Raw genomic sequence first — 13,483 nt, forward strand, 5'->3', positions numbered from 1 at the left:
GAAGAAACGACGACGGCGGCACTCACCATTTCGGTGAGGGCCGCCGTCGTCGTTATGCCCCAATGAGATTTTTTGTCCAGCTAACGTGCCTTCCGGCCTTATTTGAAGGCGTTATCTGGATAAAAACTCAGCGAGGGGTGGGTCAGGATTCGCCGCCGGCGTTACCGGTGGAACCGGCGTTGACGTTGTGCAGCCGGTACTTCTCAATTGCCTTGATCGGGGCGTGGGCATCTACCTCGCCGCGGCGTGCCAGCATCTCCAAGGAACGGACCACGATGGAGTGGATGTCGTTCTTGAAGAAGCGGCGTGCTGCGGCGCGGGTGTCGGAGAAGCCGAAGCCGTCGGCGCCGAGGGAGGCGAATTCGTTGGGCAGGAACTGGCGGATCTGGTCGGGGACGGCTTTCATGTAGTCCGAGACGGCCACGATGGGTCCGGTGGCGCCTGCGAGCTGCTGGGTGACGAACGGAACACGTGCGGGCTGTCCGGGATTGAGGAACGCTTCTTCCTCTGCTGCCATGCCGTCGCGGCGCAGCTCGTTCCAGGACGTGACAGACCAGACGTCGGCTGAAACGCCCCAGTCCTCTGCCAGGAGCCTTTGGGCCTCGATTCCCCACGGGACCGAGACGCCGGAGGCCAGGATCTGGGTCCTGGGTCCGTCGATCTTCGCCGGGGCGAGGAGGTAGATGCCCTTGATGACGCCCTCAACGTCCAGTTCGTCGGGTTCGGCCGGCTGGGTGATCGGCTCGTTGTAGACCGTGATGTAGTACATCAGGTTCCGGTCCGTCGAGTCAGGGCCGTACATCCGCTCGATGCCATCGCGGATGATGTGGCCCATTTCGTAGCCGTACGCGGGGTCGTAGGTGACCACGGCGGGGTTGGTGGCGGCCAAGATGGGGGAGTGGCCGTCAGCGTGCTGGAGTCCTTCGCCGGTGAGGGTGGTCCGTCCTGCAGTGGCGCCGATGATGAAGCCGCGGGTCATCTGGTCCGCGGCGGCCCAGAAGGCGTCGCCGGTGCGCTGGAAGCCGAACATGGAGTAGAACACGTAGACCGGAACCAGCGGCACGCCGTGGGTAGCGTAGGCGGTGCCGGCGGCGGTGAACGCCGCGACGGCACCGGCTTCGTTGATGCCGGGGTGGATCAGCTGGCCCTGGGCGGATTCCTTGTAAGCCAGGACCAGGTCCCGGTCCACGGAGAGATAGTTCTGGCCCTTGGGGTTGTAGATCTTCGCCGTGGGGAAGAACGCGTCCATGCCGAAGGTCCGGGCCTCATCCGGGATGATCGGGGCGATGTGCTTGCCGAAGTTCTTGTCCCGCATGAGGTCCTTGAGCAGCCGGACGAACGCCATGGTGGTGGCAGCCTGCTGTTTGCCGGAGCCGCGCTTGGCGACCTCATAGGTTGCCGCATCCGGCAGCGTGATTTCCTGGTGCTTGGAGCGGCGTTCGGGCACGGCCCCGCCGAGGGCGGCGCGGCGCTCCATCATGTACGCGATTTCCGGGGCATCGGTGCCGGGATGGAAGTACGGCGGCTGGTACGGATCCCTTTCCAGCTGTTCGTCAGTGACCGGGATCCGCAGGTGGTCGCGGAACTTCTTCAGGTCATCCAGGGTGAGTTTTTTCATCTGGTGGGTGGCGTTGCGGCCTTCGAAGTGCGGTCCGAGTCCGTAGCCCTTGACCGTTTTGGCCAGGATCACGGTGGGCTTGCCCTTGAATTCGGTCGCCGCCTTGTACGCGGCGTAGACCTTGCGGTAGTCGTGGCCGCCGCGTTTGAGGTTCCAGATCTGGTCATCGTCCAGGTCAGCGACCATGTCCTTGGTCTGCGGCGTTTTGCCGAAGAAGTGCTCACGGACGAACCCGCCGGATTCGGCCTTGTAGGTCTGGTAGTCGCCGTCCAGGGTCTCGTTCATGATCTTGACCAGGGACCCGTCGGTGTCCTTGGTGAGCAGTTCGTCCCATTCCCGGCCCCAGACGACCTTGATCACGTTCCAGCCCGCTCCGCGGAAGAACGCCTCGAGTTCCTGCATGATTTTGCCGTTGCCGCGGACCGGACCGTCCAGGCGCTGGAGATTGCAGTTGATCACGAAGTTCAGGTTGTCGAGGTTCTCGTTCGCGGCGAGTTGGAGCAGGCCGCGGGACTCGGGCTCGTCCATTTCGCCGTCGCCCAGGAACGCCCAGACCTGCTGGTCGGAAGTGTCCTTCAGTCCGCGGTTATGCAGGTACCGGTTGGACTGGGCCTGGTAGATCGCGTTCATCGGGCCGATGCCCATGGACACGGTGGGGAATTCCCAGAAGTGAGGCATGAGCCGCGGGTGCGGGTAGGAGGACAGGGCGTGGCCCTCGCGGGATTTCTCCTGCCGGAACCCGTCAAGGTCCTCCTCGGACAGGCGGCCTTCCATGAAGGCGCGGGCGTACATTCCGGGGGAGGCATGGCCCTGGAAGAAGACCTGGTCACCGCCGCCGGGGTGGTCCTTGCCGCGGAAGAAGTGGTTGAAGCCCACCTCATACAGCGTCGCGGCGCCGGCGTAGGTGGAGATGTGTCCGCCCACGCCGATATTGGGCCGCTGGGACCGGTGCACCATCACGGCCGCGTTCCAGCGCATGTACGCCCGGTAGCGGCGCTCAAACTCCTCGTTGCCGGGGAACTCAGCTTCCTGGTCCACCGGGATGGTGTTCACGTAATCCGTGGTGGTCACCATCGGCACGCCGACGCTTTGCGCGCCAGCGCGCTGCAACAGGCTCCGCATGATGTATTGGGCACGTTCCGTGCCCTGTTCCCTGATCAGTGAATCCAGGGACTCGACCCACTCGGCGGTCTCTTCCGGATCACGATCAGGCAGCTGGTCAGTCAACCCGCTGAGGATATGGGAGGTATCTTCTCCTGCAGCCACGTCCAACCTCTCTTTGCGCGCATGCATCGTCACCCTTATGCCGGGCAGGGTGACTGTCCGGCATAAATGCGACGTGTGCGACGTATCGGTTACAACAGCCCGGTCATGTGCGCCGGGCAGGGTCCTATCACGCCTATGTCTGCCTTGAGTTCCAGGGCGGTCGCCCCGCAGGCATAGTTGTCATCAGCCACTCTAGCTCTGAGCGCTGCGCGATGCGTAGCCGCGTCCGTGGCACCCCGGTTGTATTTCGCCGTCATACTGGTTGTGTGACGAAAAGCCGCTGCGATGCGGGTTGCCGGTGCCAGTGTGACGCAGAATATGGCGGATCGCGGGGCGGGCAGCTTGAAGCGCAGGCACAAAGGGTGTTGGCTTGGAGTAATGGACATCACTATGCGCACTGCATGTATTAGGCATTGGAGGAACACGTGAGCGAGGCCGACGCCGCCACTTCGGTAAATGTGGCGGAAAAATTGGGTTTCAAAAACGGGGATCTGATTCAGGAGTTCGGTTACGACGATGACGTCGATTTCGACTTACGTGACGATATTGAGGAACTTACGGGTTCCGAGCTCCTTGATGAGGACGATCATGACGTTGTGGACGCCGTCATCTTCTGGTGGCGCGACGGTGATGGCGACCTTGTTGACACCCTGGTCGATTCGCTGACCACGTTGGGTGAAGGCGGCGTGGTCTGGGTGCTGACACCGAAATCCGGCCGTGCCGGTTACGTATCACCAGCCGAAATCCAGGAAGCCGCCCCTACGGCCGGGCTTCACTGCACCACGTCGGTGGGCGTCTCCAAGGACTGGAGCGCAACGCGGCTGGTGACCAGGAAAAACAAGTGACTGCAGCCCTCGCCGGGACGGCTGCCGATCTGGCAGTTATACCCGCCGTCGGGTCGGCCGCGCCTGATTTTGAACTCTCCAACCAGTTCGGTGAGCCTGTCCGGTTGTCTTCGTTCCGTGGGCAAAACGTTGTGGTGGTGTTCTACCCCTTTGCGTTTTCCGGCATCTGCACTGGCGAACTGTGTGAAATCCGGGACAACCTGGCGTCTTTTGAGGACGCCAATGCCACGGTCCTGGCCATTTCGGTCGACAGTAAGTTCAGCCTGCGCGCCTACGCGGAGAAGGAAGGGTACGGCTTCGACCTGCTGGCCGATTTCTGGCCGCACGGGGCCGTGGCCAGTTCCTACGGTGTCTTCGATCCGGAGAGCGGAATGGCACGGCGTGGAACGTTCATCATCGACGCGGCCGGAATCATCCGCTACGTTGTGGTGAATCCTCGTGGACAGGCACGTGAGTTGTCTGAGTACCGAGACGCTCTGGCGGGCCTGGAACGGGCCTGACGCCGAATGGAACAGCAACGGCATGGCGTCGGCCTGACGGGCTTTGCCAGCATGCCGGCTGTCAACCCTGCCACTCTGTCGGACGAGGATCTTGAAGTCCTGGTCAGGATCAGGAATCTACTCGCAGGTACGCGCCTTGCGCTCCTGACCGGCGCCGGGTTGAGCACAGACTCAGGTATTCCGGACTACCGCGGGCCCGGTTCCGCGCCCCGTTCACCCATGACGTACCAGGAGTTCATTCGGGACGCCGCCAACCGCCGGCGCTATTGGGCGCGGAACCATGTGGGCTGGTCACACCTGCGGCATGCCGACCCGAATCAGGGGCATCGTGCAGCGGCTGAAATGGAGCGACGGGGGCTGCTCTCTGGCCTGATCACGCAGAATGTGGACCGGCTGCACGAGGATGCTGGCAGCTTCAATGTCGTGGACCTCCATGGCCGCTACGACCAAGTGGTGTGCCTGGACTGCCGGCGGACTTACTCCCGCCGCCTCCTGGCCGGGATGCTCGAAGAGCTCAATCCGGGCTTCCTGGAGCGGGCCACGGAATCCGGACTTGTGGAAATGGCGCCCGATGCCGACTCCACCGTTGATGACCAGGCACTGATCAGCAGCTTTATTGTCGCCGTCTGCCCTGCCTGCGGCGGGACACTGAAGCCCGACTTTGTCTATTTCGGTGAAAACGTACCCATAGAACGTGTTGAACGGTCCTACGCCATGGTGGATGACGCCGGAGCGTTGCTGGTGGCCGGTTCTTCGCTCGCGGTAATGAGTGGCCTGAGATTCGTCCGGCACGCCGCAAGGGACGGCAAACCCGTGGTGATCATTAACCGGGGGGGAACCCGCGGGGATGACCGGGCCACGATCAAGCTCGCTGCTGGTGTCAGTGAATCCTTGAGCTGGCTTGCCGCCGAGCTGCCGGACCTTTGATTCCTCTTCCGATTGGCGTTTGGTCCCGGAGGTCGGGTAAAGTCTATGTTCGTTGGTTCAAGCGCGGAAACGCGCAGATCAGCACTTTGGGTCTTTAGCTCAGCTGGTAGAGCGCCACGTTTACACCGTGGATGTCATCGGTTCGATCCCGGTAGGACCCACCAAACGAAAACCCCGCTGTTCCCGGTGCTTTTGGCCAGGAGCGGCGGGGTTTTCGCTGCGCTCAGGCCCAACTGAGTAGCAGTAAGTGTCGTTTTGAGCCTTCAAAACGACACTTACTGCTAATTACTTGGGGAGTTGAAGCCAGCATGCCTCCTCCTGAGGCGAACGGCCGCCGGCCCTTTATTGTCGGAGCCCCCGCCTAGTGTTTCCGTCATGGAACATGTGGTGGTCAGGACGGCCCTTAACGGAACGCCGACGGCGGTGGTCAGCAACGGAAGGGAATGGTCGGTGGGTGCCGAGCCGGTCACGTGGTTTGAGCGGGTGAGCTGGTGGGAAGCCCAACGCCGTATGCCCAAGGGGCTCAGCCGCGTGGACGTGGAGGTCCTGCAGGTCCAAGTACGGCTGGGAAGTAACGTGAACTCCGCGCTGACCACCATGCTGCTGGAGCGCGACGGTCTCGGCGGGGGCTGGAGGCTGCGGGACTCCGCTGCAGACGCGGCCTGACGACGGGGTTGCGTCATCATGAGGCGACGCGCCTGAATCCGGGCATTGGAAAACCCTCCACCGCGACTATTGGGGGATGCCGCGGTGGAGGGTCTGAAATGAATATACCGTGAACTTCCGGAAACAAAAAACGCGCCACGCTTCCGCACCAAATATTGCGCACGCTCACATGGCCGCCACGCCGCAGTTAAGCAGATAACCATTATGATGATTAGTGTTCAGTGGAATGAACGCTTGGATGCAGTACAGCATTCCTGCCCCGATTAGAGGAGAATCATGGCCGATTCCCGCACATCCCGATCCTCCGATGGCCTGGGGAGCGCTTCACCCGCGCCGGCTGTCACCAGGGCGGCTGCCGTGATGGAGGCACTTGCCACCTCCCCCACGGGAAGGCTGACCTTGAGCGATCTTGCCCGGGAGCTGGGCATCCCGAAGTCATCAACCTCCAACCTCCTCCTGGCTCTTGAAGAAGCGCGGCTCATCAATCGCCAGGGATCGGAGTTCACCCTGGGCCGAAAACTGGTTGAACTTGGCGCCGCCTACCTCAGCCGGCTCGATGAGGTGCAGGAGTTTTACCGCTACTGCGAACAGGCTCCCACTCTGTCCGGCGAGACGGTCCGCATTGCCATGCTTGACGGATCCAGTGTCATCTATCTGGCGCGCTACGAGGGTCATCCGGCCGTCCGGCTCACATCGAACATCGGCGACAAAATGCCCGTCTCGCTGTGTGCTGTAGGCAAGGTGCTGATCGCACGCCTACACCATCACGACATTGAAGCCATGTTCCCGGACGATCTCGAGCTTCCGGTGATGACCCCCAAGTCGCTGCGCACCGGCGCCGAGCTCAAGGCCCAGCTGGAGACAATCCGCGGACAGGGCTATGCCTTCGAAGATGAGGAATCCACCACCGGGGTAGTCTGCCTGGCTGTTGCAGTGCCTACACACGGGGCACACGGTCCCAGCTTGGGGCTGTCAGTGACCGCGCTCAAGGCAACCTATTCCGCTGAGCAGGGTGCGCAAATGGTGAAGGAGTTGAAGGAACTGGCCCGCTCGCTGGGAAATCCCATGGGCTGACGAACACTTTTAGGCTGCCGGGGACGCCCGAAAAGACTGTTGGCGGCGTGTTCAACTTGCTGTACTCTGTTCACTATAGTGATCCACACAACAAGTGTCGTCGCTATCCCACCAGGCCAACGGGGGTCTGGAGTGTGTCTAAGGGAGTTCTTGTGACAACTCGTACTAAATCACCGCAGCTTGACGTGGACGGCCCCGCCGTCGATCCGGAGCAGTTGCGAAGGGCAACTCTTGCCAGCTCGGTAGGCTCGGCACTGGAGTATTACGACTTCTATATCTATGGCCTGGCATCAGCTCTCATTTTTGGACCGCTCTTCTTTTCGCCGCTGGGCGAAAGCGGCGCGGTCATCGCTTCCTTCGCCACTTACGGCGTGGGCTTTGCCGCCCGGCCGTTTGGCGGAGTGGTGTTCGGCTACATCGGAGACCGCTTCGGCCGGAAGATGGTGCTCATCCTCACTATCGGCCTGATGGGAATGGCCAGTTTCGCCATCGGCCTCCTGCCCACTTTTGAGCAGGCAGGAATGATCGGTGCCGTCATGCTGGTGGCCCTGCGTATCCTTCAGGGGCTGGGTGCCGGTGCCGAACAGGCAGGCGCCACCACGCTGATCTCGGAAGTGGCCCCGCGCCGCCGTCGTGGTTTCTTTGCCGCACTGCCTTTTGTCGGCATCCAACTGGGCACACTTCTGGGAGCTGGAACTTTCGCCCTGATGGCACTGGCTGACAAGGCCGTCCTGCAGGGTTGGCTGTGGCGAGTGCCCTTCCTGGCCAGCGTCATCCTTATCGTCATCGCCGTCTTCATCAGGCTCCGCCTCAAGGAGACTCCCGTCTTCCAGGAGCTCGAAAAGCACAAGGCCGTGGTCAAGAACCCGGTGGGCCAGATCTGGAAGCACTCCAAGAAGAACGTGCTCATCGGCATCGGCTTGCGCATGGGCGAAAACGGAAACTCATCAATCTACTCCGCACTGCTGGTCTCCTTCATCAGCCTGCCTGCCGGCATCTTCCCCGGGGACAAGTTCATTGGCCCGACAGGCCTCCTGATTGCCGCCGGATGCGCAGCCATTATGGTGGTCACGTTCGGCGCCTTGTCCGACCGGTTCGGCCGCGTCCCGGTCTACCGCTACGGGGCGCTCTTCCAGGCAGTCATCGCGCTGCCAGCGTTCTACCTGGTCACGCTCGGAAACGTCACCCTCGTGTGGGTGGTCATGGTGGTGGGCATCGCCCTGGGTGTGCAGTCCATGCTCGGCCCGCAGTGCGCGCTGCTGCCGGAACTTTTCGGCTCCCAGCACCGGTTCACCGGAGTGGCCCTGAGCCGCGAACTCTCCGCGGTTCTTGCCGGTGGCTTCGCCCCGATGATTGGCGTGGCACTGCTCGCAGCTACCAACCACTCCTGGCTCGTTCCGGCCCTGTACTCGCTCATCCTGGCGTCGATTTCCTTTGCCACTACGTTCTTTACCCCCGAGACCAACGGCCGCGACCTTGTCTTGGTGGAGGACGCAAGCTGAGCTGTGGTCACTCCAAGTAGGCGGCCTCCCCGGGCGTGGGGAGGCCGCCTACTTGTGTGCCGAGGCTGATGCCTGACGCAGAAGCCCTGTCCACAATTGATGCTGTGTCCACAACAATGGCCCCAGCCAGGCCCCTGTCTCCAGGAACTCCGGCCGGGGGCCTTGCGGCGCAGCTGCGGCGCAGGCTGCGGTACGGGCAAGCGGACTTAGTAGAAATGGACCGTATCGACGAGGTGGGGCAGGTCTCCGCCGTCGAGGAACGTGCGGAGGTTGCCGCAGAAGCGCTCGGCAATCAGGCGGTTCTCCGCCGCGCTGAGCGCGGAGGTGTGCGGTGACACCATGACTCTGGAGTGGTTCCACAGCGCGCTGTCCTGGGGGAGTGGTTCCACGGCGAAGACGTCCAGGCAGGCGTACGAGACCTGGCCGTTGTCGAGGGCCTCCAGCAGGGCATCCTCGTCCACAACGGTGCCGCGGCCGACGTTCACGAACACCGTGCCAGGCTTCATGGCCGAAAACACCTCACGGTTGAAGAGCTTTTCCGTAAAAGGGGTGCCGGGCAGGGTATTCACCACGGCGTCGGCGGAGGCGAGCAACCCGGGGAGGCCGTCATTGTCCGCGACCTGCTCGATTCCTTCGATCGGCTCCACGGTCCTCTTGGTGCCGCTGACCTTCATGCCCAGCGCGCGGGCGATCCGGGCCGTCTCCAGCCCGATTTCGCCGAGTCCGGTCACCACAAGGGTGGAACCGCTGACCAGCCGGGTGGGGGTCCGCAGTTCAGGCCACTTCTTTGCGGCCTGGTCCTGCGCCAGCTCCGCGCTGCGCTTGAAGCCGTTGAGGATCCCGAGTGCAGCAAATTCGGCCAGGGGAAGGGCGTGCACCCCGGCTGAGGTGGTGACCTTGAACTTCTGCAGGCTTTCCTGGTCCAGTCCGGAAGCCTTGACAGCGCCGCCTGCTCCGGCGGCCATGGCGTGCACCCACTGAAGCAGGGGGTTTTCGCGTGCAATCCGCGCAAGGCCCGCTGGGCTTTCGTTTGGAAGGCCGTACAGCACCTGGGCCCGGTTCAGCATGGTCCAGTACCGTTCCTCCTGCTCCGGCGTGCGCTTGAAGTCAGGATCGCCGGAGTGGTCTGCCGGAAAGCGTTCCGGGGGCAGCAGTTCTGGATCGTAAAGGACAGTAACGGAGGGATCTACGGCGCGGATGCGGTCCACCAGCTCTGCTTCGAGCGGGACGGCGATCGCGACGGTGGTTTCAGACGTCATAGTGTTCATCATACTGAATAGAGGTTAGGATATTGAACAGATTTCGAAATGATTAACCACAGCGATGTGAGGCGAGGCTAGAAGTGGAAGACAAAAGAGCGGGCTTTGTGGGCCTGGGCCTGATGGGGGGTCCCATGGCGGCCAACCTCATCCGCGACGGCTGGGAAGTCACGGCGTGGAACCGCTCGGCCGGGGCCCTGCAGGAGCTGGAGCGGCTCGGAGGACGCGCTGCCCCGGACGTCGCTGCCATGCGCGACCTGCCGGTGATTGCGTTTATGTTGCCGGATCTGTCCTTCATCGAGGCGGCGTCCAGGGGACTGCTGGAGAGCTGGGACGAAACGCCGCCCGGGGCTGAGACCACTGTGGTGGTCATGAGCAGTGTCTCGCCCGCGGGGGTCCAGGCCTTTGGGGATCGGGTGCAGGAGGCCAGCCACGGCCGTGCGGTTGTAGTGGACGCGCCCGTCAGCGGCGGAACCAAGGGAGCGATCGACGGGACGCTGGCCATCATGGCCGGAGGCGCTGCTGAGGATTTCCTGAGGCTCGAGCCGTTCCTGGCCGTCATGGGAACCACTGTGAGGCATATGGGTCCCCTGGGAGCCGGTTCACTGGCCAAGGCGTGCAACCAGCTGATTGTGGGAACCACGACGGCGGCGCTCGCCGAGGCGGCTGAACTCGCCGAACGCTCGGGAATGGACGTTGGGGTCCTGTTTGAGGTGCTGTCCGGCGGCCTTGCGGGAAGCAAGGTCCTGGACATGGTCGGTCCGCGGCTGGTCCGGAAGGACTACACGCCCACAGGCCCGGCCAAGTTCATGCACAAGGACCTCTCTTTCGTACTGGACTCTGCACGCGCGGCAGGAGCAGCAGTGCCCATGGCCGCTGCCGGCGTCGAACTTTACGCTGAAGTCAAGCGCCAGGGACTCGGCGACCAGGACCTGGCAGTGGTCCGAAAGGCCATTTCACAGCTCAGCGACAGCAACGCAGACACAGTGACGAGAGGGACAGTTTCAGCATGAGTGCACTTTTTGACCTTACCGGGCGTGTTGCCCTGGTGACCGGTTCCAGCCGGGGAATAGGCAATGCCCTGGCCCGCGCACTGGCCGACGCCGGAGCCACGGTGGTGCTGAACGGCATCAACCCGGAGCGCCTCCAGGCAGCCGAGGCGGAGATGGCCGCCGCCTATCCGGAAGGCCGGATCAGCAGCTGCGCGTTTGATGTCACCAGCGACGCTGAAGCCGCACGGGGCATCGCGTGGGTGGAGGAGAACGTTGGTCCGCTGGAGATCCTGGTGAACAACGCCGGGGTCCAGCACCGGGTGCCGATGCTGGACCTGGACGTCGCGGACTGGGAGCGGGTCATCACCACGGACCTGACCAGTGCCTTCCTGGTAGGACGTGAGGCGGCACGGCACATGATCCCGCGCGGCCGCGGAAAGATCATCAACATCTGCTCGGTCCAGACCGACCTGGCCCGTCCCACCATCGCACCGTACATCGCCGCGAAGGGCGGGCTGCGGAACCTGACCCGGGCCATGACCGCGGAGTGGGCGGCGTCCGGCCTGCAGATCAACGGCATCGCGCCGGGCTACATCCACACCGAAATGACCCAGAACCTGGTGGACGATGAACAGTTCAACTCCTGGATCCTGGGTCGGACCCCGGCCCACCGGTGGGGGACCGTCCAGGACCTCGCGGGGCCGGCAGTGTGGCTTGCCTCCGACGGCTCGGACTTTGTCAACGGCCAGACCATCTTCATCGACGGCGGAATGACGGTGGTGGTCTGATGGCCTCGTCAGAGATCCGGGAAGTGCAGCTACCGGCATCAGGGCCGGCAGTAGTGGCGTACGCGGCCGGTGACCTGCGCATCGAGGACCTCCCGCTGAAGGCGCCGGCGGCCGCTGAAGCAGTGGTGGAGGTCCGTTACGGCGGGATCTGCGGTTCGGACCTGCATTATTGGCTCCACGGCGCGGCGGGCGAATCGGTCCTGAAGGCACCCCTGGTGCTGGGCCACGAAATCGCCGGCGTGGTGGCAAGTGCGGCCGCGGACGGCAGCGGCCCGGCAGCGGGCACCCCGGTGGCCGTGCATCCGGCCACCCCAGGACCAGGGGCGGCGCGCTACCCGGATGACCGGCCTAACCTGTCCCCTGGCTGCACGTACCTTGGCAGCGCAGCACGGTTCCCGCACACCGATGGTGCCTTCAGCCGCTATGTGAACCTGCCCACCCGGATGCTCCGGGAGCTGCCCGGGACCCTGGACCTGCGGACGGCAGCCCTGATCGAGCCGGCCAGCGTCGCCTGGCACGCCGTGGGCAGGGCCGGGGACATGGCAGGCAAGACAGCCTTGGTGATCGGCTGCGGGCCCATCGGTGCCCTGGCGGTAGCGGTCCTGAAAAGGGCCGGGGCAGTCAGGATCGTGGCGGTGGACATGCACCCGAAACCCCTGGAGATCGCCCGAGCCGTGGGAGCGGACGAGGTCCTGAATGCCGGCGATGCCGAGGCTATCGCGGCGGTTGAAGCCGACGTCGTCATTGAATCCTCCGGCAATCATCACGGCCTTGCCTCCGCCGTCAAGGGCGCTGTGCGAGGCGGCAAAGTGGTGATGGTGGGACTCCTGCCCTCCGGACCCCAGCCCGTATTCATCTCGCTGGCGATCACCCGGGAACTCGAACTGCAGGGATCCTTCCGCTTCAACGACGAGATCGACGACGTCATTGCCGCCCTCGCCGACGGCTCCCTCCACATCGACCCCGTCATCACCCACCAGTTCCCCCTCGCCCGCGGGCTGGAGGCCTTCGGCGTTGCACGGAACTCGGCAGAGTCGGGGAAGGTACTGCTCGACTTCCGGCCGGTCAGTTGACTGCGGCCAGCGGTCAACTACGGCTGGCGGCGGACGGGAATGAACACCCGGGGCTGCTCGGTCCAGGACTTCTCCATTTCCGACATGGTACGGCGCATGATGCGGTTGGACGCGTCCCGGGCCGCGGGGCCATCACCGGCTGCGATGGCCTCGGCCACATCCACGTGCCACTGCAGGGCTGTCTCGTGCGGGTGGTCGGGCATCAGGCCGTGGACAGTTCGTCCGGTCAGGGTCTCGGCCACCTGGCCCATCAGGTTGGCAAACATCTCGTTACCCGAACCGGAGAGGAGGAGGGAATGGAAGTGGATATCGAGCTCCAGGAACCTGGGCACGTCACCTGCCTCGCCGGCGTCACGCATTGCGTGCGAAATCTCCACAAGTTCGCGACGGAGTCCCGCCGGCGCGTTCAGGGCCGCGAGCTCGGCGGCAACAGGCTCGACGGCGGAACGCAGCTCGGCGAGGGAGCGTAGCTGGGCACCGCGGCCTTCGCCTGCGAGGCGCCACCGGATCACCTGGGGGTCGAAGGGATTCCAGTTGCTGGACGGCAGGACCCGGATCCCCACGCGTTTGATGGTTTCAACCAGGCCAAGGGACTGCAGCACGCGTACAGCCTCACGGACGACGGAGCGGGAGACCTTCAGCTCATCCTCCAGCTGTTCGGCAAGCACGACGTGGCCGGTGGGAAGATCCCCGGCGACGATCCTGGTGCCAAGATTCTCAATGGCACGGTGGTGGAGGCTGGTTGACATAGGGGTAAGCATAATCGGACCGGCTGCCGCCGGTTGGCCGCGGGAGCCCGCCCACCAACGCTGGCCCACGAAAGCCTCTGCCGGCGCCGTGGCCGGTGTCCCACGGGCGCGGCGACACATTCTAGACTGAATGTGACGCGCAGCTTTCCACCAAGTGGGCACCACTTTCCTGTAGTCCGCGGAAATACATATGGTTTATTGAAAGCCACTGGTTCTTAAAAGCG

The 13,483-nt window shown here is 63.6% G+C and carries 12 protein-coding genes and 1 tRNA gene; 10 read left to right on the plus strand and 3 right to left on the minus strand.

Annotated features, from left to right (window positions below):
* Positions 1-142: 142 nt before the first annotated feature.
* Positions 143-2,911 (minus strand): pyruvate dehydrogenase (acetyl-transferring), homodimeric type, encoded by a 2,769-nt coding sequence (gene aceE / locus QFZ30_RS07110; protein WP_307074764.1) that lies wholly within the window; start codon positions 2,909-2,911, stop codon positions 143-145.
* Positions 2,912-3,309: 398 nt separating this feature from the next.
* Between aceE and QFZ30_RS07115 the strand changes: the two genes are divergently transcribed.
* The 7 genes from QFZ30_RS07115 to QFZ30_RS07145 all read left to right on the plus strand — a co-directional run bounded on the left by QFZ30_RS07115 (position 3,310) and on the right by QFZ30_RS07145 (position 8,398).
* Complete coding sequence (locus QFZ30_RS07115; RefSeq protein WP_307074766.1) at positions 3,310-3,729, plus strand: DUF3052 domain-containing protein; 420 nt, start codon at positions 3,310-3,312, stop codon at positions 3,727-3,729.
* Positions 3,726-4,229, plus strand: a complete 504-nt coding sequence (locus QFZ30_RS07120; RefSeq protein ID WP_307074768.1) for a peroxiredoxin — start codon at positions 3,726-3,728, stop codon at positions 4,227-4,229. Before QFZ30_RS07115 ends, QFZ30_RS07120 begins: the two co-directional genes overlap by 4 nt.
* A gap of 6 nt (positions 4,230-4,235) precedes the next feature.
* Positions 4,236-5,156, plus strand: coding sequence for a Sir2 family NAD-dependent protein deacetylase (locus QFZ30_RS07125; RefSeq protein WP_307074770.1), 921 nt, complete (start codon positions 4,236-4,238; stop codon positions 5,154-5,156).
* An 88-nt stretch (positions 5,157-5,244) separates the two neighbouring features.
* Positions 5,245-5,320, plus strand: a tRNA-Val gene (locus QFZ30_RS07130).
* A gap of 211 nt (positions 5,321-5,531) precedes the next feature.
* Positions 5,532-5,822: a hypothetical protein gene (locus tag QFZ30_RS07135; RefSeq protein WP_307074772.1), complete on the plus strand. Its 291-nt coding sequence runs from the start codon at positions 5,532-5,534 to the stop codon at positions 5,820-5,822.
* A gap of 276 nt (positions 5,823-6,098) precedes the next feature.
* The gene (locus QFZ30_RS07140) at positions 6,099-6,896 is read left to right on the plus strand and encodes an IclR family transcriptional regulator (protein ID WP_307074775.1); all 798 of its coding nucleotides are present in this window, start codon (positions 6,099-6,101) and stop codon (positions 6,894-6,896) included.
* A gap of 152 nt (positions 6,897-7,048) precedes the next feature.
* Positions 7,049-8,398 carry an MFS transporter gene (locus QFZ30_RS07145; RefSeq protein WP_307074777.1) on the plus strand — a complete coding sequence of 450 codons (1,350 nt, stop codon included), beginning with the start codon at positions 7,049-7,051 and terminating at the stop codon, positions 8,396-8,398.
* 206 nt (positions 8,399-8,604) lie between these two features.
* Here the strand turns inward: QFZ30_RS07145 and QFZ30_RS07150 are convergent, their stop codons facing one another.
* Complete coding sequence (locus tag QFZ30_RS07150; protein ID WP_307074778.1) at positions 8,605-9,669, minus strand: D-2-hydroxyacid dehydrogenase; 1,065 nt, start codon at positions 9,667-9,669, stop codon at positions 8,605-8,607.
* 71 nt (positions 9,670-9,740) lie between these two features.
* On the opposite strand from QFZ30_RS07150, the gene QFZ30_RS07155 reads away from it, so the two are divergent.
* From QFZ30_RS07155 to QFZ30_RS07165, 3 genes are read left to right on the plus strand one after another with little or no spacing between them, the layout of a single operon-like run.
* Positions 9,741-10,670 carry an NAD(P)-dependent oxidoreductase gene (locus QFZ30_RS07155; RefSeq protein ID WP_307074780.1) on the plus strand — a complete coding sequence of 310 codons (930 nt, stop codon included), beginning with the start codon at positions 9,741-9,743 and terminating at the stop codon, positions 10,668-10,670.
* Positions 10,667-11,437: an SDR family oxidoreductase gene (locus QFZ30_RS07160; protein WP_307074781.1), complete on the plus strand. Its 771-nt coding sequence runs from the start codon at positions 10,667-10,669 to the stop codon at positions 11,435-11,437. The genes QFZ30_RS07155 and QFZ30_RS07160 overlap by 4 nt, the downstream gene beginning before the upstream one ends.
* A complete protein-coding gene (locus tag QFZ30_RS07165) occupies positions 11,437-12,510 on the plus strand; it encodes an L-idonate 5-dehydrogenase (protein WP_307074783.1) in 1,074 nt (357 codons plus the stop codon). Before QFZ30_RS07160 ends, QFZ30_RS07165 begins: the two co-directional genes overlap by 1 nt.
* 17 nt (positions 12,511-12,527) lie before the next feature.
* Here the strand turns inward: QFZ30_RS07165 and QFZ30_RS07170 are convergent, their stop codons facing one another.
* On the minus strand, positions 12,528-13,259 hold the full coding sequence (locus QFZ30_RS07170; RefSeq protein ID WP_307074785.1) for a FadR/GntR family transcriptional regulator: 732 nt from the start codon (positions 13,257-13,259) through the stop codon (positions 12,528-12,530).
* Positions 13,260-13,483: the final 224 nt, after the last annotated feature.

The organism is Arthrobacter pascens, from assembly GCF_030815585.1.
Classification (GTDB): Bacteria; Actinomycetota; Actinomycetes; order Actinomycetales; family Micrococcaceae; genus Arthrobacter; species Arthrobacter pascens_A.